We start from the raw sequence: 20,284 nt of genomic DNA on the forward strand, positions 1-20,284 counted from the left end.
GCCGTGTGGGGCGCGATTGGGCGGGGGGGGCGGGCCGATGGCTTTGTCGAGTATCGGATCGTCGTAATAATAAGCGGGGCAAGGGCGGATCCGCGCGGCGTTGCCGCGCTCGGCGGCGAAATGGACGATGGCCGCCTGCCGCTCGGCGAGGTCGGGAACGTCGCCCTTCATGTCGTCGAACAGGATAGCGAGATCGTCGGGCTTGAGCGGCGCGAGCGCGGCGAGCTTGGCGGCGAGCCGGTCCTGCCAGCCGCGCTCCGGATGGAGGTGAAGCTCGAACGGGGTGAGGCCGACGCCGAAGCGGACGCCGTGAGCGCGGCAGGCCTCGCGGAAGGCGAGCAGCCGTTCCAGTTCGTCCTCGGGATGCGGCTCCTGCCAGCGGCGGCGCAGGAAGGCGTCGGCCTTGGGTGCGTAAAGATAGAAGCGGAAGCCGTGGGGGGCGAGGACGGCGACCGCCTCGGCCCGCGCCTGCCAGCTCCACGGGCGGCCGAAAAACCCCTCGATGATGCCGAGCTCCGGCGTCATGACGCCGGTTCGAGCGCGTTGATCGCCCGGTGCACCGCCGCCTCGACCTCGCCGCGCTTGAGCCCGGGCGGGACGACGGGTTCGAAGCGCATCGTGACGATGCCGGGCCGCTTGACGAAGGCGTTGCGCGGCCAGAGCCGGCCGCTGTCGAGCGCGACCGGGACCACGGGCAGGCCGAGCGCGCGGTAGAGGCCGGCGAAGCCCGGCTGGAGCGGGGGCTGCGCGCCGACGGGGACGCGCGTCCCTTCGGGGAAGATTACGATCGGCCGCCCTTCGGCGATCGCCGCCTCGGCCGCGCGCATCATCCGCCGCAGGGCCGCGGCGCCGCCCGAACGATCGACGGGAATCACGCCGTAGCGACGCACCACCCAGCCCCAGAGCGGGATGTCGGCGAGCTCGCGCTTCAGCACCAAGGCGGGTTCGTCGAGCAGCAGCACGATCTCGAGCGTCTCGTACATCGACTGGTGCTTGACCGCGACCAAAGCCGAACCGGCGGGCGGCGCGCCCTCGACCCGGGTGCGGATGCCGAGGATGTGGCGCGCGCACCGGCGGTGGACGCGAACCCAATTGTGCGCCCAGCCGCGGATCGCCTGCGTGCCCAGCAGGCTGATCGGGAAGGCGAGCAGGACGGCGATCACCGTCCAGGCATAGAAGACGAGCGCGAACAGGGCCGAGCGCAGCGCGTTCATAAGCCGCTAGAGGCCGACCAGATCGGCGGCGCGGCCGAGCAGATATTTGTTATATTCGGCGAAAATCTGGCTGAAGCCCGGATCGGTCGGGACCGCGTCGATGACGATGACGAAGTCCGCCCCGAGCCGCTTCCTCAGCTCGTAGCCCGCGCGCGGCATGTGGAGGTCGTTGGTGACCAGCCTGAGCGAGCGGTAATTGTGCCGCGCCAGCCAGGTCGCGGTCTCGTCGGCGTTGGAGCGGGTGTCGAAGGCCTCGCGGCCGAGATCGACGCAGCAGGCGACGAGGCGCGGATCGACGCCATATTCGGCAACGATCTCCTCCGCCCTGACAGCACGGTTGACGCCCGAGATCAGCATCCGCCGCGCCATCCCGGCGCGCAGCCGCTCGAAGCCCCGCTCTAGCCGGCCCGCGCCGCCGGTCAGCACGACGATCGCGTCGGTGCGCTCGTCGCCCGCCGGGCGCGGCAGCTGCACCGCGAAGACGGCATAGCCCAGCACGTAGAGGAGCAGGACGAGCAGGAAGGCGCGGATCAGGAAGCGAATCACAGCATTCGCCCCAGGGCGCGAAGGATGGTCAGACGGGCGACGAGCATCGCTAGGAGAACGCCCAAAACGGGGAGGAAGACCAACACCGCCCAGCCCTGGGCCGGAATCGTGGCCGAGCCGAGCAGCTCCGAGCCTAAAGCCGCGACCCGGTCGCCGATCGCGATCAGGACGAAGCCGGCGAGGATGAAGCCGACCAGCCCGCCGAACAAGGCGTCGAGCGCGATCCGGCGCTGGAAGAGCCGCGCGACCTGGACGTCGGTCGCGCCCATCAGATGGAGAATCTCGATCGTTCCGCGATGGGTGTCGAGCGCGGCGCGGGCGGCGAGGACGACGGTGGCGGCGGTCGCCCCGACCATCAGCAGGACGAGTCCGGCCGCGAGCCATTTGAGCGCCCCGATCAGCGAGGCGATCGGCGCCAGCCATTGCGCATTGGTGTCGACCCGCGCCGCCGGCGCGACCGCGGCGACCGCGGCGCGCAAGGGTGCGAGATCGGCCTGGCCTTCCGGCGTCAGATCGACGTCGATCAGGGCAGGAACGGGGACATCGCCCTCGAGCCCACCGACTCCGATCCAGGGCTCGAGCAGTCGCTCGATCTCCTCCTGGGGCACGATCCGGAACGCGGTCACGCCCGGCAGCTCGCGTAGCGCGCCCGCCGCCGCCTCGGCCTGCGCCTGGCGCAGGGTCGGATTGGCCTCGACGACCTGGATAGTGAGGCGGCTGCCGATCTGGGCGTCGAGCCGCGCCGCGGCGCCGGCGAGGCCGAGCCCGGCGGCGGCGGCCAGCACGGTCAGGAACATCATGATCGCGATCACCCAGGGCATCGGCCCGGCGATCCGCCCCTCGGGCAGCAGGCCGCGCTCGGCGGCACCGAACTTGCGCACCCCGCCCCTCATTCCTCCATCCTCTTCGGCGGGTTCCTGAGCGCCCCGGTCGGATCGGCGATCTGGCCGCGATCGAGCCGCAGCATCTCGGCGCGCTGGATGCGGGCGAGCAGGTGGAGATCGTGGGTGGCGACGATCACCGTCGTACCGAGCTTGTTGAGGGAATCGAATAGGTGAAGCAGGCGCAGCGCCATATCGGGATCGACATTGCCCGTGGGCTCGTCGGCGATGAGCAATTCGGGCCGGCCGATCACGGCGCGGGCGATGGCGACGCGCTGCTGCTCGCCGCCCGAGAGGGTGGCGGGGCGCGCGCTGGCGCGGTCGGCGAGGCCGACCCAGGCAAGCATCTCCCGGACCGGCGTCTCGAGGTCGCTGTCCAGCACGCCGGCGACGCGCAGGGGCAGCGCGACATTGTCGAACGCCGACAAATGGGGGACCAGCCGGAATTCCTGGAAGACGACGCCGATCCGCCGCCGAAAGCCCGGCAGCCGCCCGCGCGGCATGGTGACGATGTCCTCGCCGAACAGACGGATGAGGCCCCGGCTGGGCCTCAGCGCGAGATAGAGCAGCTTCAACAGCGAGGTCTTGCCAGCGCCCGACGGCCCCGTAAGAAAATAGAAGCCGCCTTCCTTCAGCGAAAAGCTCAGATCCGACAGCGTCTCCGCGCCGGTGCCGTAGCGAAGACCGACATTCTCGAACTGGACGATCGACCCGCTCGCGCTCAACTGCCCGCCTCCCCGGCCATGGTTGCAGCAATGGCAGGGGCCGCCGATCGCTTCAAGCGTCTGCCGAAATCCCCGGATATCCGTCATTTGCTTGCGCCGCGCCGTCCCGCCATGCTTAGAGTCGGCGAATTGTTTGGGGCGCGTAGCCGATGATCCTGTCCTGTCCGTCCTGCGAGAGCCGCTATGTCGTGCCGGACAGCGCGATCGGCCAGAACGGGCGGCGCGTGCGCTGCGCCAAATGCCGCCACAGCTGGTTCCAGCCGCCGCCCAATGCCGCGCCGGCACCGGCGCCCGCAGCGGCCGCCCCGTCGGCTCCGCCGCCTCCGGCCGAGCCCGAGCCCGAGCCCGTCGCGGCGCCCGCGGTGCCCGCTTATGAGCAAAGCTCCTTCCTGCAGCCGCGGCGCAATCCGGCCAAGCGCTGGACGATCGCCGCGATCGTCGCGGCGGCGCTGATGACCGCGGCGATCGTCGCGATCAACGCGTTCGGCCTGCCCGCCTTCAGCGAGCGGCTCGGCATCCCGGTCCAGTCGGGCGACGCCCTGCGCATCGTCGACGAGGCGGCGGTGCCGCGCCGGCTGGAGAGCGGCAACGAATTGTTCGAAGTCTCCGGCGCGATCGTCAACCAGACCGACGAGGTCCAGCGCGTGCCGCAGATCCGCGCCGAATTGCGCGACGCGCAGGACCGCGTCCTCTACACTTGGTCGATCGCGCCGCCGGTGCGCGAGCTCCAGCCGCGCGGCCGGGTAACCTTCACCAGCGCCAATGTCGACGTGCCGCGCGGCGGGCGGATGCTGCGGCTCAGCTTCGGGCCGGTTTCCTGAGCGTCCAGGCGAAGCGGGCGCATTGCAGCAACCCTGCGACCAGCATCCCCGCGCCCGCCGCATAAGCGAGCCCGTCCGGCCCCCAGTCCTCGCGCACCAGCAGCCAGCCGAGGCCGCCGGTGACGACGAAGAAGCCGGCGACGCCGTTGAGGCTCGCCCAGACCGGCTCGCCCAATGAGCGCAGCGCCGAGCCGAAGACATATTGGAGGCCGTCGAAGACGAGGAAGGCGGCCATTATCGCCAGCATCGAGGCGGCGAGCGCGATCACCTCCAGGTCGTTCGAGAAGGGGCGGACCAGCGGCCCGGCGGCGAGCACCATCAGGAGCGAGACCGTGGCGAGGATGAGGATGGTGAGCCCGCCGGCGATCAGGGCGCGCGGCCAGGCCTCGGCGCGCAGCCCGGCGCCGACCGCGTTGCCGACCCGGACGCCCGCGGCAGAGCCGAAGCCCATCGACAAAGCGAAAGCGAGATTGTGGATCGAGAGCATCGCCTGGAAGGCGCCGGCAGCGGCGTTGCCGAGCCGGGTCGAGAGCACCATCAGCCAGGCGAAGCCGGCCAGCTCCAGCATCGCGCCGAGCGCGGGCATGAGGCCGAACCAAGCGAGCGGCGGCACTCCAGCGAGCGCCCGGCGAAGCGCTGCCGGGCTCAAATCGCGCACCCGCCGCGGCTCGGCGCGGGGCAGCAGCCAGATCGTGGCGAGCATCGCCGCCGCGCCCGCCCAGGAGACGGTCGCGGTCGCGTAAGCGGCGCCGACCGCGCCCAGCGCCGGCAGCCCGAAATGGCCGCCGACCCAGGCCCAGGCGAGCAGGCCGTTGACCGGCAGCATGAAGAGATTGACCGCCATCACCCGTTGCGGCCGGCTGATCCCCTCGAGGAAATAGGAGGCGGCGGCGAGCAGGAACTGGGCGGGAAAGGCGAGCGCCATCGCCGCGACCACCGCCGCGCCGGCGCCGAGCAGGCCGCGCTCGACGCCGATCAAGGCGAGCAGCTCATAGGCCCACAGACCCAGCACCGCCGCCGTCGAGAGCCCGAGGATCAGGCCGAGCGCGATCCCGGAGCGCAAGATCTCGGCCGTCTCGGCGAGCCGCCCGCCCCCATCCGCGCGCGAGGCGAAGACGAGCACGCCGGAGAGGCCGGCGAAGCCCATGACGATCGCGATGAAGGTGAGCGTGCGGCTGGCGGCCAAGGCGGCGAGCTCGTCGGTGCCGTAATGGCCGACCACGGCGACGTCGATCATGTGCATCAACGTCCAGTTGAGGCTGGTCAGCATGATCGGCCAGGCGAGCCGCAGGATGCGCTTCGCCTCGTCCCTCGTCTCTCCCCGGTTGTAGCGCATCGCAGCCGCCGATAGACGAGGCCCATGCGGATCGGAATACTGACCGGCGGGGGTGACGTGCCCGGGCTCAACGCCTGCATCCGCTCGGTCGTGCTCTCGGCCGACGATCTCGGCTGGGAGGTGACAGGCTTCCGCCGCGGCTGGGAAGGCGTGATGGCGATCGATGCGGGCGATTCCGCGAGCGTCGCCGCCAACAGCCTGGCCCTGGACCGGGAGGCGGTGCGCGGCATCGACCGTGCGGGCGGCACCATCCTCCACACCTCGCGCACCGATCCGCGCACCCGGCCCGAAGGCGACCAGACCGGGCATGTGCTCGAGGTGCTGGAGAAGCTCGGCGTCGACGCAATGGTGACCCTGGGCGGCGACGGCACCTTGCGCTTCTCCGCCCATCTCGCGGGGCAGGGCGTGCCGGTCGTCTCGGTGCCCAAGACGATGGACAACGACGTCTTCGGCACCGATTATTGCATCGGCTTCTCGACCGCGGTCAGCCGCTCGGTCGAGGCGATCAACGCGCTGCGCACGACGGTCGAGAGCCACGAGCGGATCGGCGTCGTCGAACTGTTCGGGCGCCGCAGCGGCGAGACCGCCTTGCTCTCAGGCTTCCTCGCCCAGGTCGACCGCACCGTGATCGCCGAGGTCCCAGCCGATCTCGACGTGCTGCTGCCCTTGCTCGCCGAGGACCAGGCCTCGAACCCGGCGGGCTATGCGATGTGCGTGATCTCCGAAGGCGCGTCGATCGCCGGCGCCGCCGGGGCGGATGACCTTTCGCTCACCGCGACCCAGCGCGACGAAAGCGGCGTCGGCCGGCGGCTGGGCAAGGCGATCGAGGCGCGGCTCGGCAAGGGCACGGTGATCCAGGAGCTCGCTTATCTGATGCGCGCCGGCGAGCCCGACGCGATGGACCGGATGGTCGGCTTCGCCTTTGGCGGCCTCGCCGTGCAACTGCTCGAGCGCGGCGAGACGGCGCGGATGGTGACGCTTTCGGACGGCAATTATTCTCACGTCCCGATCGACACTTTGCTCCACGGCAAGAAGTCGGTCGACGTCAGCGCACTCTACGATCGGAGCAGCTACCGGGCGCGGTTGATGCGCGTCGAAGGCATGCCCATGTTCCTCTACTGAGGGCGTTGCCTGGCGGCCAAAGCGCTGCTAGAGGCGCCGCTCCTACCGGCCCGGGGCCTCCCGGGCGATCACGTGCGGTCGTGGCGGAACTGGTAGACGCGCAGCGTTGAGGTCGCTGTGGCCGAAAGGCCGTGGAAGTTCGAGTCTTCTCGACCGCACCACACAGTCTAGAGTGGGTCCCTGAGGACCTGATTGGCTACAGAACTATCGCCTGAAGTGGCGCAATTCTGCGGCCTTTCCGCGTTCGCGCGAGAGAACCTGCAGCCAGAGACCTGCCCAGCGCTCCGAGCATTGGCGCAGATTTCGCCCGGCGTCTCAGAGCCCAAAATTCTGACTGCAATCGGTAGGCGCTACGCGAGCCCCAGCTCTCGCCGCTGCTCGGACCAGACCATGGGAAGCGCGCTGCTCAGCAGGCGAGATACAGTGAGATGTTCCGGCTGCTTCCCCTCGACGATTGATGTGACGATGTCGGGAGCAAGGCACGAGAGCGCGACGAGTTTGCCGAGTCTGGTTCGGCATCGCGCGTGCTCACGCGCGATGCGTGCAAGCGAGTGTCCCGGATTCGAGAGGACCTGCTGTCTTGCCTCGTGAGCCTCTGCGATAAGTGCGATGAGCTTCTCATCCCGCCGGAGGGGCTTCGACTGTCCCGTCTTCGGCCCCGGCACAACCAAGCGCAGCTGGTGCCCGCGGCGAACCCGCGCGGCCGGGATCTTAATGATGGACGTGCCGGTGTCTCTTCCCGAGTCGCCGCTGATGCCGAGCCGCTCCCGCGCCGCTTCTCGATCGACTTCCACTTCAACCCGGTCCTCATAAAGCCAAACCTTCCGAACGAGCAGAGCGAGCAACTCGGCTTTGGCATGAGCGCTGCCGCTGCGCAGAGTGGCGGCGGCGGCTTCGGCAGCGGCTGCCGCCTTCTGGAACCGTTCGGCATCGGTCGTACCCTCCCCTCCCAAAACAAGTACGAACTGGCGGATGAGCAGCTTCTCAGCCAAGCTGGAGCAGACCAGCATTTCGAAATCATGGGCCGAGACCCTCCAGGCCCTCGAGCCGTTGAGCTCGTCGGAGCGCGTGACGTAGTAGCGGTAGCGCCTGCCATTTTTGGCAGCATGGCTCGGGCTCATTTGCCTGCCCTCACCATCGACGACCCTGCCGACCAGCAGACTAGGATTCTGATGCTTCAGGCGACGCGATGAACCGCAGGCATTGTCAGCAAGGAGCGCCTGCACCTCGTCCCATAGCCGCTCGTCGACGACCGCCTCGTGTTCACCGGGATATGCCTTGCCTTTGTGAACGATGAAGCCGCGGTAGATGCGGTTCGAGATGAGGTGATAAAGCGTCCCTCGCCGGAAGATGCAGCCCCCGCGGTGCGGTCCACTGGTTCGCCGCTGGATCTTCGTTCGGTAGCCGTCGCGATTGAGTTCCTCGGCCAGCGCGGGCACCGTTCGAAGCTCCAGATAGCGACGCATAATGTGCCGGACCTGCTCGGCCTCCTCCTCGTTCACCACCAGTTTGCGCTCGCGCACTTCGTACCCCAGCGGCACCGGACCTCCCATCCAGAGGCCCTTCTTCTTCGATGCCGCAATCTTGTCCCGGATGCGCTCTCCCGTGACCTCGCGTTCGAACTGGGCGAAGCTCAGCAGCATGTTGAGCGTGAGCCGGCCCATACTGGTCGTCGTATTGAAGCTCTGCGTGATGCTGACGAAGCTCGCTCCGGACCGGTCGAGCACGTCCACGATTTTGGCGAAGTCAGTGAGACTGCGCGTGAGCCGGTCAATCTTATAGAGCAGGATTATGTCAACCTTCCCCGCCTCGATGTCAGCGAGGAGGCGCGCAAGGCCGGGCCGTTCCATGTTCCCGCCCGAGAACCCTCCGTCATCGTAGCGATCCTTCACCAACAGCCAGCCCTCATGGCGCTGGCTCACCGCATAGGCGGCGCAAGCCTCGTACTGAGCATCGAGCGAATTGAACTCCTGCTCGAGCCCGTCCTCGGTGGACTTGCGCGTATAGACCGCGCAACGGAGCAGCTTCTCAGACATTGCTCGTTAGTCCGAAGAAGCGCGGGCCGGACCAGTGGGCGCCGGTCACGTGTCGGGCGATCTCGCTAAGCGAGCCCCAAGTCCGGTCCGCCCAGGAAAAGCCTTCCTCGAGAACCTCAACCGAGATGGTCAGCCCGTTCCACTCGCGCACGAGCCGAGTCCCAGGGGTGAGCTCCAATCGGGGATGGACAGGATCAGCGCCCGGTCCATCCTTCGCCACCCGGGCCAGCTCTCGCGTGACCCGCGCCGGGAGGGAGCCATGACGACGTTCCTGCAGGCGCTGGGCCACCAGGCGCCGAAGCAAAGAGGGAGGTACTGACGGCGGCGTGGAGCCCTCGATACAGTTCCATTTCTCCCTCAATTGCACTGGTGAGAGGCTCGCCAGCGCATCGAGTTGCTCCTGGAGCCGGCTCATCGGGAAGCGGTCTCCAGCACGGCATATCGACTGGCGCCATCTTCCTTCGTCCGCTGGACCGCGTACCCCTTCTTCTTCAGGCCGGTCAGTGCTGCTCGCACGGTGTGGCGGAGCCAGCCGGTTGCTTCGACTAGCTCGTCGAGCGTTGCACCCTTTGACCGCTTTAGGAGCGAGAGCACCTTCTCGATCTTGTTCGGCTCCCTCGGCGAAGGCGAAGCAGCCCGCTCGTCTCCAACGACATCCTCAGTTGGGGCATCCTGCCGCGTTTCGGCCGCATTCTTTGGCTCGCGCGCCATTCGGCCCCGGCACGTGCTGCTGGTCGTATTCATGGGTGGTTCTCCAGTTAAGGGCAGCACATTCGCTGCTCCCACCACCCAAAGTCCTGCCGGTCGTCCGGTCAGGACTCCAGCCGCGCAGGCCGGCCGCGATTCACACGGCATCAATGCTTCGTTTGCGCGCGAAGTCGAGTTCATTTTGCCGGCTTGCTTGGGGCGTAGCCGCCAGACGGTTCGTGCCCGTTAGTCGCCTGACAGGTTTCGGTATCAATCTGCCGCTTAGCTGCCGTCCGCTCATCCAGCGAGATCGTGCGAAGACTTGTCGGTTCCGCGCGTTCATCGCCGCCTTCGTGGATGGATGACGGCAACGCGCTTTGTTCGGATTACGGACGCGTTCAAGTCGGCTAAAGAAGACACGCGGCAACAGGGAGCATCAGGATTGCCCATCATTGAATCACAGCCGGTGCCCATCGATGACGATGTTGCAGGACTCGAATGGGCGGTCACGGATATTGATGCCCTGGCTGCGCTGATCGCAGTCATAGCGCTCGGCCAGGCCGAGCATGCCGCGCAAATCATTATCGAATTCGAATCGGTTGCGCCAGCCTACACCGAAGTCGACCTCGCCGAGGATGCCAAGCTGCAGATGGGGATTTCCGGCAACACGGATGACCAACGGCGGGCGGCGCGTCACCGGCGGGACGGGTTCCTCTTCGAATGCATGTCCTGGATCGTGGCCCGGCAGAACGGCGGCCGCCGCACCTTCCTCAAGGACCCCCATCTCGACCCTACGACCCACGGGCTAGACGGTCTAATCCTCCAGCTCGCCCCCGCAGCGCCGGAGATTGTTCGCGCAATCATATGCGAGGACAAGTGCACCGACTATCCGCGGGACAAATTTCGCGACGACGTGCTCAGGACCTTCCGGGAGCACCATAACAACAAGCGGGCCCGCGATCTCGTTGCCAATGCCGTCGAGCTCATCCGGGACAGCGGCATTCGCGGCACCGCCGGAGTCAACGCCGCCGCGCGAGTGACCGACAAGTCGATACGCTGCTATCGGGCGGCCCTCACCACGCGGACTCTGACGACAGCTGGCCGGATCAGTCTGTTTGCCGGCTATGATGGCCTCGAAGACCTCAATCAGGACCAGCGGGTCGGGGCCACCCTTCCGCTGAGCATTCCCTTGCGCGACTGGTTCCAGACGCTCGCCGACGCGGTGATAGAGGCCTTGGGCACGTTCATCGACGAAGTCGGCACGGAGGGCGGGGATGTTTGATCCGCGCACCGCCGACCTACTGCGCAGTGCACCGAGTGTGCCCGGTCTCAACGCGGCCGATCTTCCCCAAGCCCTCACTCGTCATTATGCCGCGCTCGTCTCACGCCGGTTGCGCGGCGCCGACACGTCGGCCGGCCTTCCGAACGATGACTGGCCAGTCGATCGCATCGCGGATGTCTATGAGATCGTCGCGTCGCTCGAAGAAGATCCCGAGGTGCGCCGCGCCGCTGCCTTTGTCGCCGGCACCGCTCAACAGATCATTTCACGCCGCGTCGCTGGGACGGCAGAGACCGTCTCGCTGCCGGTTGATCGCGACGGCGTGGACGCGTCCATCGCCGCGGCTCTTCTATTCCTCGCCGCCGAGCAATATGCCGACGCGAACGAGGCGGCAGGCCCAATCACCATACCGCGAACCGGCATAGACGAGGCGCGCGATATTGGCCGCCATGTTCGCGATCTCGCCCGCGGCAATCTCGCCGCCATTCTTCAGCGCGCAGCCGAACGGCGCGGACGCGAGGCGGTCTTTCGCGCGGGTCGGCGCCTCGAGGGGAGCGCGCTACGCTTGCTGCTGATGCAGCTGACCCTCGGCATCGAGCATCTCGCCGCCTATGTTCTGTCCATCGGCGGCGTCCCAGGTGACGAACTCCAGGCTGCGCGCACACTATTCCAGCGAGTTATGGCGCTCGCTTCGCGAACGAGCGACTATTCGCTCGACCTGGATGCCAAGGCCCCCGCGCGCCTGACCTCGCGTTATCCGGGGCCGGCCCATCTCGCCTCGCTCCTGCTCTCGGTTGCTGACGGCATTGTGGAGGCACCGCTTACACAGCTCCCGCCGCCTGACGGCGCTGATCCAGGCTTTTGGGCGCGATGGCTTGCCTTTCGTGCAAAGACGACCCCCTTTGTCTGGCGCAACCACCGCGCGGCGATCACGAAAGGCTTCTACGCTACCGGGAAATCTGCGGTTCTCGTGCTTCCCACAGGCGCGGGCAAGACGACGGTCAGCGTGCTCAAGATCGCGGGCGTGCTCGCGCGCGGCAAGAAGGTGGTTTTCTTGGCGCCGACCCATGCGCTCGTCGATCAGTTGACAGAGGATCTCCAGGCGCTGTTCCCCTCCGACCAGTTTTCGCTCGAGGTCTCGGGCGACTTCGACTCGCTGCTGCTCGACGACGCACAGCTTCAGGATATCGAGGTCATGACGCCCGAGCGCTGTCTCGCGATGCTGTCCTTCGCCCCCGAAGCCTTTGTCAACGTCGGCCTGCTTGTGTTTGACGAGTGCCATCTGCTGAGCCCGTCGCGCAAGATCGGCCGGGCGCTCGACAGCATGCTGTGCCTGCTCGCCTTCCAAGCGGCGGTTCCGGAGGCTGACCTGCTGCTTCTCTCGGCCATGCTGCAGAATGGCGACGAGCTCGCGGCCTGGATTGAAGAGCTGACCGCTCGCCCCTGCGAGACGATCGAGCTGCTGTGGAAGCCGAGCCGGCAGGCCCGCGGGGTGGTTGTCTACAAAAAGGATGTAATCGATCAGATCCGCGCCGCCGCGATGGTCGAGCAACGACGGCTCAATCGCGAGCAAGATCGGGTATCCGCTTCGCTGCGCACCCGCGCCGCAGCGCAGCTCCAGGCGCAGCCATATGTACTTTGGGGCCTCCAGCACAATTGGAGGAATGCGGCGAATTCGCACGGCTTTAGCCTTGTGACCGATGGCGCACTCGCGCTCGCGGGCGGCTTCAACGGCAGCGACATCTGGGTCACGCCGAACGCCAATCACACAGCGGCATCGATCGCGCTTAACGCGTGTCGCACGGGGCTGAAGACAATTGTCTTCGTGAACAAGAAGGCCGATGCCGTCAGCACGGCCGCCGAGATCGCTCGGGCGCTGGACAAGGTGACGCTCGTTCCCGCTGAGGAAAAGCTGGTAGACGCGGTCGCGCTTGAGCTCGGCGACAAACGCCACGCCATATTTGGCGACATTGGCTTCGGCGCAGTGCCCCACAATGCCGCTATGCTGCGTCTTGAGCGCAAGCTTTCCGAAGACCTGTTCCGGCGGACGAGTGGTGCCAAGGTGATCGTTGCGACGCCCACGCTCGCGCAAGGGCTCAACCTGCCGGCTGAGCTCGCCATTCTTGCTGGTGATCGGCGCGCGGGCGACGATGGAACGCGCGAGGAACTGGAGGCTCACGAGCTGCTCAATGCGGCCGCGCGCGCCGGCCGCGCCGGCCATCTCGCTAATGGCGTCGTCATTCTGATCCCCGAGCCTATCATCACGTTCACCGCGACCAATGCGCTGACGCCGTCGCTGCAGAAGGCCCTGAAATCCGTCCTTCCGGAAGACGATCGTTGCATCACCGTTTCCGATCCGCTCGAGGTTGTGCTCGACCGCGTCATGCAGGGCCAGCTCGCTGACCGCGATGTCCGCTATACCGTCAACCGGCTCGCCTCGCTGACTGCCTCGGATGAGGGCACGATCACCACGGGCAACCTGCTTGTGCGTTCGCTCGCCGCCTTCAGAGCGCGCCGGCGCGCGGAAGAACAGGCCTATATGGCGAAGGTCCAGCAGCTCTGGGGTGAGGCGTTGCGCGTCGTCGCCCACGGTCCCGAAGCGCCGGTGCTTCTGCTGGCTTCGCAGAGCGGCATCGCCCTCGAGCTGCTTGATCGGCTACGTCAGCGCCTTCTCGGCGATGTCGACAATCTGCCCACGACTATAACCGCCTGGGTCGACTGGACCCTTAATTGGCTAAAAGATGACAGCGCGGCGCGCGCCGATCTGCTGGTGGACGTCCAACGCTCAATAAACGCCGCACTCGGGCGCGGCGCGCCGAGCCCACTCGACGTGGCTGCGGTCGAGGGGCTGCGGCTTCCGGCTCATGCCTGGCTCGAGGGCATACCGCTAAACAAAATCGAAGTGCTGCTGGGCGGCAATCCGGATGGTAGCGCCGCCGCCCGGCTACTCCCGCGTGCCCGCGAATTCGTCGGCACCGTCGTGCCCCGAAGCCTCTCCTTCATTGTCGGCGTCGTCGCGCGCATGGTGGAGGAGCTGGCCCTGATTAACCAGCAGCCGAGCGTGTCGTCCGAAATTCTGCAAAGCCTGTCGGCCTGCGTACGGCGCGGCTTCGACACGCCCGCCAAACTCGAATATGCCAACGCCGATCGCGCGCTTATTGGACGCGTGGAGGCACATCGAGCCTATGCCGACATGATCACGTCGCTGCTCGATGGCTTCGACGATCTTTGACTGACGCCGATTAGGGGCGGTCAGGAGCCGAAGCATGCTCGCGTCAAATCTTTACCGTCTCCCGCACCGCGCACACATAGACGTCGCCGCGCGTTTGCGCGGCCCGGATCTTGTAATCAAGCATCGCCTCAAGGCTGATCAGATCCTCAAGCACGAATGACAAGTCTTGGCCGTCCATGAGCAAGGTCTGGATGTGCTTGCCATGAACTATGGCTTCGATGCCCTCATGCGAGAAACCGTTGACGGAGATAAACAGTCCGCGCCCATGCATTTTTCCATCAACTTTATGCGCAAATTTATAGAGCTGTCCGGTGCTTACACTCGGATCCTGCCATTTGGCTTCGACGATATAGTTTTCGCCCTCGAACTTGAAGGTGCCATCGATCTCCTCGCCCTTCAGCCGGAAATGGTCGCCCATCTGGATCGATTGGCGGCTGAACAGTTCGCGAAGAAAATGCTCGAACAGCCGGCCACGCGCCTGGGGCGTGAGATCGGTGCCATACATTTTTGCGAAGGCTGACTTGAGGGCGCTGAGATCCTGCGCCTTGACCTGCTGCTTTTGGGCATCGCTGGATGCGGCGCGCCGGGATTGAGTTGCCGCATTGCGCTTATCGACGGCCGATTTGAGCCTTGCAATTGTCTTGAGGGCCTCGCCGCGATCCAGCTTTTGCAATCGGTCGAAATAGTATGGGTCGAAATAGCTCCAATTAGCGAGGCGATCCACCATTGTTTGGAACACGCCATGGCCCCTGTCAGGACGCGCGCTCAGCTTGGAAAAGACATCGACGACCATGAGATGGCGCGAGAGCGGAGTGTCGGCGGGCGGGATGAGGTGGGCGGGACAGTCCACGCTCGCGAAGAATTCGATGATCTTCTTCCTGGGCCACATGACGGCGAGGATGCAGTCGTGCATTGCGTCACGGATATCGAGCGGAATCTCAGGCGCGCTTTGCATGCCTTCTGTATGATAGGGACGCGAGGCACGGACAAGCGCGCTTGCCTCATTAGCATTCTCACCTTCGTCGATATTGAGATCAGACGGCGGGCAAGCCAAGGTTCCTGCTTTAGTGCGGCACGAAGAGTCGGAGGCCCACCGACGTATCCTCCACCCGATGACGTCGACCCGCCCTTCCATCTCGAGCTACGCTTCAGGTTGTCGGTCGTTATGGGCGGACAATCGAGCGATTCGTGAAAAGCGTGGTCTTTGAGCTCCCCGAGCGAATTCGCCATTCTCTCACCAATGTCAGGCTCCAGCGCCATTCGGAAGACAGTGCTCGACTGTCCCGGCGTCGGGTCCGCGCCTGCCTTTCGCCTTGCCGCGCTCGGCTTCCGCTCATCTCGCAGCCGCCTGGGCGTTACGAGGTCGGCGCCACCGGGTTCGACAGTCCGTAGGTGGACTTTATTGCGGCGCTACAGATGGGCGAGGAGAAAGTTACGCTGATCTGTTCCATCACAGGAGAGGTCGATTCAATTGAATTGAACCAATCCTCTCCGCACGCAGGCTATCCTTCATTGGTTTGGTCAAGTAGCTTCTTGTTTTCAATTGAGCGTCAGTAAGTGAATCGATTTCCTGCAAAATCGCCTCAACCAGTTTCCTGACTTCATCTGGAACTTGGGGTATGGGAGCCTGAAAGAGGCCCCGATCCTGCCATTCGATTACGCTTTCGGCGCCTTCCCGGCGGTATACGATCTCTGGCTCGAACCGCTTAAACCACTTCGATCCGAGTTCTACGCAATACGGGCCGTCCTTTTGCCGGATGTACACAAAGTCGGTCGCACGCCGGCCGGTATCACTGACTGATTTCCAGTCGAGGAGATACATCGTCTTGTGCAGACGAAAGAGAGAGCACCGACCGATTGAGGCAACGAGGAATCGGACCAAATCCCACGCGTGAGAGCTCGGCTTTTGCATGGGCACTGTCGTTCGCGCTCTCCCAGCCCGCCGATAGGTCTCTCCCACGAAATAATAGTCGGCAGTTTGAGCCGCAAAATTGCGGTGGATCATGGCTCGAGCGCCGGGATGATAAAGGGGGATTAGAACTCGCCCGTGCCATCGACGAGCGGTTCGAACGTCGGAAGAAAGTGACAGGTCATGGTTTTCAATGAGCCTGGTGGCTTCCAACGCAGCTCCCCCCAGCGTAACAACCAGTCGAGGCTGAACAACCTGTATCTGTCGCTGCAGATTAACGGCGCAATTTCGTAGAGCCGCCTTCGATGGGGGGGCATTATTGCCATGGATGTCTCTAGGGTTGCATAGCACGGCGTTCGTTATGAAGACTTGGCGGCGAGTGAAGCCGCCCAGCTCCAGCAGGCGTTCAAAATTGTCTCCAGCCTTGTCGCCATGAAAAGGTATTGCCGTGCGATCGGCGCCCAAGCGTCCCGGCGCCTCCCCCACGAACATTATCTTGGCGTCGGCGGACCCGTTGGCCCACGAGAGTACGCGCGTGCACCCTTGCATCTCGGGGCACCTACGACACTCCTGCACGTCCCGAATTAGCTCATCGAGCTCAAACCAACTCTGCAATGTCATCTACATACCTGCGCAAGGTCCGTTTTCCCCCTTCGCATATCGGTGCTAGCGATATGACCGTCACCCTGCCAAACCTCCTACCAGTTTCGCCAGCGACGAAGCGTGCCAGGCGCTGAAGGCCAATCAGGTTCCCGAGCGCCTTACTCAGATAGTCGTGCGAACGATATAGCCCGGTGACGCCGATTCGATCTCCATCGAAAACCCGGAACTGCACATATTGCAAGCAGGGTGCGCCACGAGTCCGCAAAGTGTCGGTCGGGAGATCGGTATGAGCGTAGAGTGAGGAAGCGACATTCGTATCCCAAAGGTTGATTTTTTCGACAATGCGAAGAAGGCGATTTTCCTTAATCTCCTGGGTGTGGTTCGCGTCGATCGCGCGGCGCCCCGTCAGCCGTTCAAAATAAGTGTCGCGCCAACCTGAATAACGACGACCCATTTGGCGGCCGCGACCCAGAAATCTCCAACCTCTCCGCAACTTGTCAATCGTGGCGCCCTCACCTCGAAGGACGGCCGGCGGACACAACACGCTTGCCACTCCGCTAGGACGTTCGGTGCCTACCCGGTCAGCCACATCGTCGAGCATTCGCCGCGCTATCGCGCTATCTTCCCATTCTTGCTCCGCAGTCAGCGTGATGTGGTCGTGGCTCGGTCCCAACAGTGCGCGGGCGCCAGCCAGCCACGCTTGAATAATGTCGTCGCCCTCAACGGCAATTCCGCTCAAGATGCGGCGCCGTCGTAGCTGAGACTCCGTGCCCTAAGGTCGCAGCTCACGATTCCCCCGCCATTCCGCACGAGCTGATCAAAAACCTGAAAGCCCATTGAGATCGCGTCCCGCCAATCGGAAATGCTTCGCGAGCTAACCTCAACTCCTCGCGTAACCGTCTTCAGAGCCTGCAGAATCGTAAAGGGAATATTTCCTCTGTCGGAAAAAAGTGAAACCCCCTCAGCCGTTTGTTCCGATTGATTAAATACAATGGCAGAAATACCCTCCTCGAGAAATACAGAACGTGCACCATCCTCGACGCGATCAACCTCCGCGTTTGACTTCCTCTTTCTTTTCAACATACGACGCATTGACGGAGACCACCCAAGTCTGGTCATATATCCAAGATGGAATACGTCGTGAAAGCGGTAGCCATCTTCGATATGGGAATTGTCGTCCAAAGAATTGCCTATTTGGTCACTATCAATGCTAATTGTCGTTAAACTCCCTTCATCATCAAATCTAACCGTGAGCAGGGCGGGGAAGCGCTCAGAGTCCGGGAATCCCTCGTCGTACACGCGGGCATCACCCGTGAATAGGAATTCTGTTTTAGCTAAATTAGCCTCGGCGACTTCAGAAAGCGTTAGATCATATCGATGCGCAATTTCGGATAGATACCAAAGTACGTCACCTATCTCTCTCTTAATCTCTTCATGGACAAGTTCCTTGGCAGGGTTGTCGCGTTTAACTTTCTTTATGGCCGAGGCGACGCTCCCGGCCTCCCCGAATAGCCCCAAGGTGTAAATCTCAATATCCTCGGATCGAGCCGTTCGGTGCGCGCGCTTCTGATACTCATCTAGGTCCACGTTTCTCTCCATCGGGTGGCGGAGAATGGTTGCCGAATGCTAACTCGCCCTCTCAATACGTGATGAAGTCGCTCGTCGCAACGTGCTCGCGGCTAGTTGAGCCTGCACGCTCTGGCCCCGATCATTTCGGCGGCTTCAGATGCGGCCGACATCCAGGGTCGAAGGCTACCGGGCGCCGACCGACCGCTTTCGGCAATCGGGCTGGCTCAGCCGCTGATCGTTATCTGGACGCTTTCCACCGGCACGCCAAAATAGCGAGACAGCCCCTCTTTGGCCTCGGAGATCGAGAGTCCATTCTTGTCGGGTGGAATAGGGACGCCACCGCGAGGAAGCGAGGTCGAGGGGGCATCGGGGCTAGACTCTGCTGCGACGAGTACTGGTTCGTCGGGGCCTTCCACCAAGTAGGTGGCCGTTGCACCGAGCGCTGCAGCAAGCGCTCGCAGGGCGGGGGCTTTCGGGAAGGTGTTGCCGTTCTCCCAATTCCAAACGCAGGTTCCCGATACGCCCGCTGCGCGTCCAAGTTCCGCTAGGGTGAGACCCTTCTCCTCGCGACGCTTTGCGACGCGCCGGGCAAAGCCCTTGGGATCGGTTATTCGGCGACGAATCGGCATGTGGCGCCTCCCTTCAAAACTCTATTACCACCTTTTAACACCAATACAACACGTTTTTTCAGTGGCAAGGGATGGCGAGCGGTCCTCGAAGTTCTGTGGGCGCCCAGCATGCTAAAGTCCCGTGGTCCTGAAGATCCAATTGGCATTCGCGCGCTCTTCCCGCGGTCGGAGCGGCAACTGAAGCGCACGCAAAGCGTCGGGAAAGCCCAGGCCGATCGGTACGTCAACGGCCGCGCCCTTGCGCCCCTTTCGGACTTTTGCCGGCGATTGGACGATCGTCCGCTTCGATGCGAGACGCCGCTCGCTGAGCGCCAAACCTCTTTACCAGATGATTCCTAGCCTCCTCGTTCGCCACGTTGATGCGGTGCCACGAAAGTGCATCCGGGGACGGGTGCTTCTTCGCGCTCTTGGGCGGCGTAAGGCGATCGAGATCCGCATAAACCGTGTCGTTGAGGCTCGCGCAGATATCGAGCTCGTGATTGGGCAGAACCGCGATCAAGCCCAGGTCGAAGAGGGTGTGAATGTCGGCGCGAAGCAGGAGCCCGTTGGTGACGTCGTTGGTCTCGTGACCGCGATATGGATAAATATGTGCGGCCTCAAGCAGGGGCAGCACGCTGCAGCCGGTGATGGCGCATTTGCCTCCATAGGCTGCGATTAAATCGTTCCGGAAACGGAATTGACCTTGGCGTCGGGTGACCTCGGCCAGCACTTTCGCTCGGCCATCCACGACGTTTTTCGGGTCGAACGGAGCGCCATTCTCGTCGGCCCCCGGATAAGGCTTCCGGCGAAGTGAGAGCGTGTCGCGCTCGAAGATAAAAGAGGCCGGCCTGCTTCCTGAGTGGCCGCGATACAGGAAGGGGCCCTCGTAGAGAAAACCCCCGCCTCGATACCGGTCCCGTCGCTCGCGGTAGAAGAGCAGGACCTCATCCCCGTTCGACAGGTGGTCGATCAGCAGCCGATCCGTGCGCCCAGCGGGCTGGCCCGACCAACGCAACATGTCGCCTTCGAGCCGATCGAACAGCTGAGGTCGATCGGCAGTCTTCTTTTCGGTCACGAACAGCCAAATCGAGCGGCTGCCGCGGGCTTTAAACACGCCGTTGTTGAGCGTGGCATCGACGATGGAGAAGCGATGGCGCAGCTGCTCGCGTGTGTAGATGTCGCCGACGCTGAGCCATTCGGAACGAAACGGAGGTGGCTCGTCAGGCAAGTCTTCGTCGACGATCGCGAATTCTAGGCGCGTCAGCGCCGGGGCCACGCTCGCGGCGCCGCCAGAAAACTCATCGTAGGTAAGTGGCTTCGTTCGGTACTGATTGCCGAACGCGACAGCGACGAGTGGCTTCGAATCGTAGGTCTTCCCGTTGTGCCGGACAAAGTACTCGAGAGATTTCCCAAAACCATGGCGATCGCGAAACGCCTCGCGTCCCCTAGTGTCGCATTCTTCGATAGCCTTGAGCACGGCGCCCCGGTCCGTGACGCGGTTCGGTGTTCTGATCATAATCCTCTTCCCTCGCTCGCTCGTGCCGTTCGCCCAGGGGCCGTCACTTGAAATCGATCGCGCGAGCGCAGCTTTGCGCCCGCCAACCCACGAATGATCTGCATTGAGCCATGAGCGCTCCGCTGCCGGCGTGCCGGAAATAAATTACCATGAATGGGCAATTCGATTCAGGCTCGTGAGGCGAGTCGGCCGGCCTGCGC

The 20,284-nt window shown here is 64.2% G+C and carries 19 protein-coding genes and 1 tRNA gene; 5 read left to right on the forward strand and 15 right to left on the reverse strand.

Going from position 1 to position 20,284, the window contains the following annotated elements:
* The 5 genes from ACT4N8_RS09760 to ftsE all read right to left on the reverse strand — a co-directional run.
* On the reverse strand, positions 1-525 hold a 525-nt coding region (locus tag ACT4N8_RS09760), incomplete at its 3' end, for a beta-N-acetylglucosaminidase domain-containing protein (protein WP_444857941.1).
* Positions 522-1,214 (reverse strand): lysophospholipid acyltransferase family protein, encoded by a 693-nt coding sequence (locus ACT4N8_RS09765; RefSeq protein WP_444857942.1) that lies wholly within the window; start codon positions 1,212-1,214, stop codon positions 522-524. The genes ACT4N8_RS09765 and ACT4N8_RS09760, both read right to left, overlap by 4 nt.
* Before the next feature lie 6 nt (positions 1,215-1,220).
* Positions 1,221-1,760 (reverse strand): YdcF family protein, encoded by a 540-nt coding sequence (locus ACT4N8_RS09770; RefSeq protein WP_444857943.1) that lies wholly within the window; start codon positions 1,758-1,760, stop codon positions 1,221-1,223.
* Positions 1,757-2,653 carry a cell division protein FtsX gene (locus tag ACT4N8_RS09775; protein WP_444857944.1) on the reverse strand — a complete coding sequence of 299 codons (897 nt, stop codon included), beginning with the start codon at positions 2,651-2,653 and terminating at the stop codon, positions 1,757-1,759. The genes ACT4N8_RS09770 and ACT4N8_RS09775 overlap by 4 nt, the downstream gene beginning before the upstream one ends.
* Positions 2,650-3,366: a cell division ATP-binding protein FtsE gene (gene ftsE / locus ACT4N8_RS09780; RefSeq protein WP_444857945.1), complete on the reverse strand. Its 717-nt coding sequence runs from the start codon at positions 3,364-3,366 to the stop codon at positions 2,650-2,652. Before ftsE ends, ACT4N8_RS09775 begins: the two co-directional genes overlap by 4 nt.
* A 149-nt stretch (positions 3,367-3,515) precedes the next feature.
* On the opposite strand from ftsE, the gene ACT4N8_RS09785 reads away from it, so the two are divergent.
* The gene (locus tag ACT4N8_RS09785; protein WP_444857946.1) at positions 3,516-4,187 is read left to right on the forward strand and encodes a zinc-ribbon domain-containing protein; all 672 of its coding nucleotides are present in this window, start codon (positions 3,516-3,518) and stop codon (positions 4,185-4,187) included.
* Here the strand turns inward: ACT4N8_RS09785 and ACT4N8_RS09790 are convergent.
* A complete protein-coding gene (locus ACT4N8_RS09790) occupies positions 4,165-5,523 on the reverse strand; it encodes an MATE family efflux transporter (protein ID WP_444857947.1) in 1,359 nt (452 codons plus the stop codon). The genes ACT4N8_RS09785 and ACT4N8_RS09790 overlap by 23 nt on opposite strands.
* A 24-nt stretch (positions 5,524-5,547) precedes the next feature.
* On the opposite strand from ACT4N8_RS09790, the gene ACT4N8_RS09795 reads away from it, so the two are divergent.
* The gene (locus tag ACT4N8_RS09795) at positions 5,548-6,645 is read left to right on the forward strand and encodes a 6-phosphofructokinase (protein WP_444857948.1); all 1,098 of its coding nucleotides are present in this window, start codon (positions 5,548-5,550) and stop codon (positions 6,643-6,645) included.
* A gap of 74 nt (positions 6,646-6,719) precedes the next feature.
* Positions 6,720-6,806 (forward strand) — tRNA-Leu (locus tag ACT4N8_RS09800).
* 189 nt (positions 6,807-6,995) lie between these two features.
* Here the strand turns inward: ACT4N8_RS09800 and ACT4N8_RS09805 are convergent.
* From ACT4N8_RS09805 to ACT4N8_RS09815, 3 genes are read right to left on the reverse strand one after another with little or no spacing between them, the layout of a single operon-like run.
* Positions 6,996-8,681: a recombinase family protein gene (locus ACT4N8_RS09805; RefSeq protein ID WP_444857949.1), complete on the reverse strand. Its 1,686-nt coding sequence runs from the start codon at positions 8,679-8,681 to the stop codon at positions 6,996-6,998.
* Positions 8,674-9,096, reverse strand: a complete 423-nt coding sequence (locus ACT4N8_RS09810) for a DUF2924 domain-containing protein (RefSeq protein ID WP_444857950.1) — start codon at positions 9,094-9,096, stop codon at positions 8,674-8,676. The genes ACT4N8_RS09805 and ACT4N8_RS09810 overlap by 8 nt, the downstream gene beginning before the upstream one ends.
* Positions 9,093-9,425, reverse strand: a complete 333-nt coding sequence (locus tag ACT4N8_RS09815; protein WP_444857951.1) for a DUF3489 domain-containing protein — start codon at positions 9,423-9,425, stop codon at positions 9,093-9,095. Before ACT4N8_RS09815 ends, ACT4N8_RS09810 begins: the two co-directional genes overlap by 4 nt.
* A 385-nt stretch (positions 9,426-9,810) precedes the next feature.
* On the opposite strand from ACT4N8_RS09815, the gene ACT4N8_RS09820 reads away from it, so the two are divergent.
* Both ACT4N8_RS09820 and ACT4N8_RS09825 read left to right on the forward strand, forming a co-directional pair.
* Complete coding sequence (locus ACT4N8_RS09820; protein WP_444857952.1) at positions 9,811-10,650, forward strand: hypothetical protein; 840 nt, start codon at positions 9,811-9,813, stop codon at positions 10,648-10,650.
* The gene (locus ACT4N8_RS09825; protein ID WP_444857953.1) at positions 10,643-13,879 is read left to right on the forward strand and encodes a DEAD/DEAH box helicase; all 3,237 of its coding nucleotides are present in this window, start codon (positions 10,643-10,645) and stop codon (positions 13,877-13,879) included. The genes ACT4N8_RS09820 and ACT4N8_RS09825 overlap by 8 nt, the downstream gene beginning before the upstream one ends.
* A 43-nt stretch (positions 13,880-13,922) precedes the next feature.
* On the opposite strand, the gene ACT4N8_RS09830 is transcribed toward ACT4N8_RS09825, so the two are convergent.
* The 6 genes from ACT4N8_RS09830 to ACT4N8_RS09855 form a co-directional block, all read right to left on the reverse strand.
* Complete coding sequence (locus ACT4N8_RS09830) at positions 13,923-14,933, reverse strand: restriction endonuclease (RefSeq protein ID WP_444857954.1); 1,011 nt, start codon at positions 14,931-14,933, stop codon at positions 13,923-13,925.
* 396 nt (positions 14,934-15,329) lie between these two features.
* On the reverse strand, positions 15,330-16,409 hold the full coding sequence (locus tag ACT4N8_RS09835; protein WP_444857955.1) for a uracil-DNA glycosylase: 1,080 nt from the start codon (positions 16,407-16,409) through the stop codon (positions 15,330-15,332).
* Positions 16,387-17,130 carry a hypothetical protein gene (locus tag ACT4N8_RS09840; protein WP_444857956.1) on the reverse strand — a complete coding sequence of 248 codons (744 nt, stop codon included), beginning with the start codon at positions 17,128-17,130 and terminating at the stop codon, positions 16,387-16,389. The genes ACT4N8_RS09835 and ACT4N8_RS09840 overlap by 23 nt, the downstream gene beginning before the upstream one ends.
* On the reverse strand, positions 17,127-17,978 hold the full coding sequence (locus tag ACT4N8_RS09845; RefSeq protein WP_444857957.1) for a MazG nucleotide pyrophosphohydrolase domain-containing protein: 852 nt from the start codon (positions 17,976-17,978) through the stop codon (positions 17,127-17,129). The genes ACT4N8_RS09840 and ACT4N8_RS09845 overlap by 4 nt, the downstream gene beginning before the upstream one ends.
* A 206-nt stretch (positions 17,979-18,184) precedes the next feature.
* Positions 18,185-18,589: a helix-turn-helix domain-containing protein gene (locus tag ACT4N8_RS09850; protein WP_444857958.1), complete on the reverse strand. Its 405-nt coding sequence runs from the start codon at positions 18,587-18,589 to the stop codon at positions 18,185-18,187.
* Positions 18,590-18,812: 223 nt separating this feature from the next.
* Positions 18,813-20,084, reverse strand: coding sequence for an HNH endonuclease (locus tag ACT4N8_RS09855; RefSeq protein ID WP_444857959.1), 1,272 nt, complete (start codon positions 20,082-20,084; stop codon positions 18,813-18,815).
* Between the last annotated feature and the right edge of the window lie 200 nt (positions 20,085-20,284).

The organism is Sphingosinicella sp. (assembly GCF_052387495.1).
Lineage (GTDB): Bacteria > Pseudomonadota > Alphaproteobacteria > Sphingomonadales > Sphingomonadaceae > Allosphingosinicella.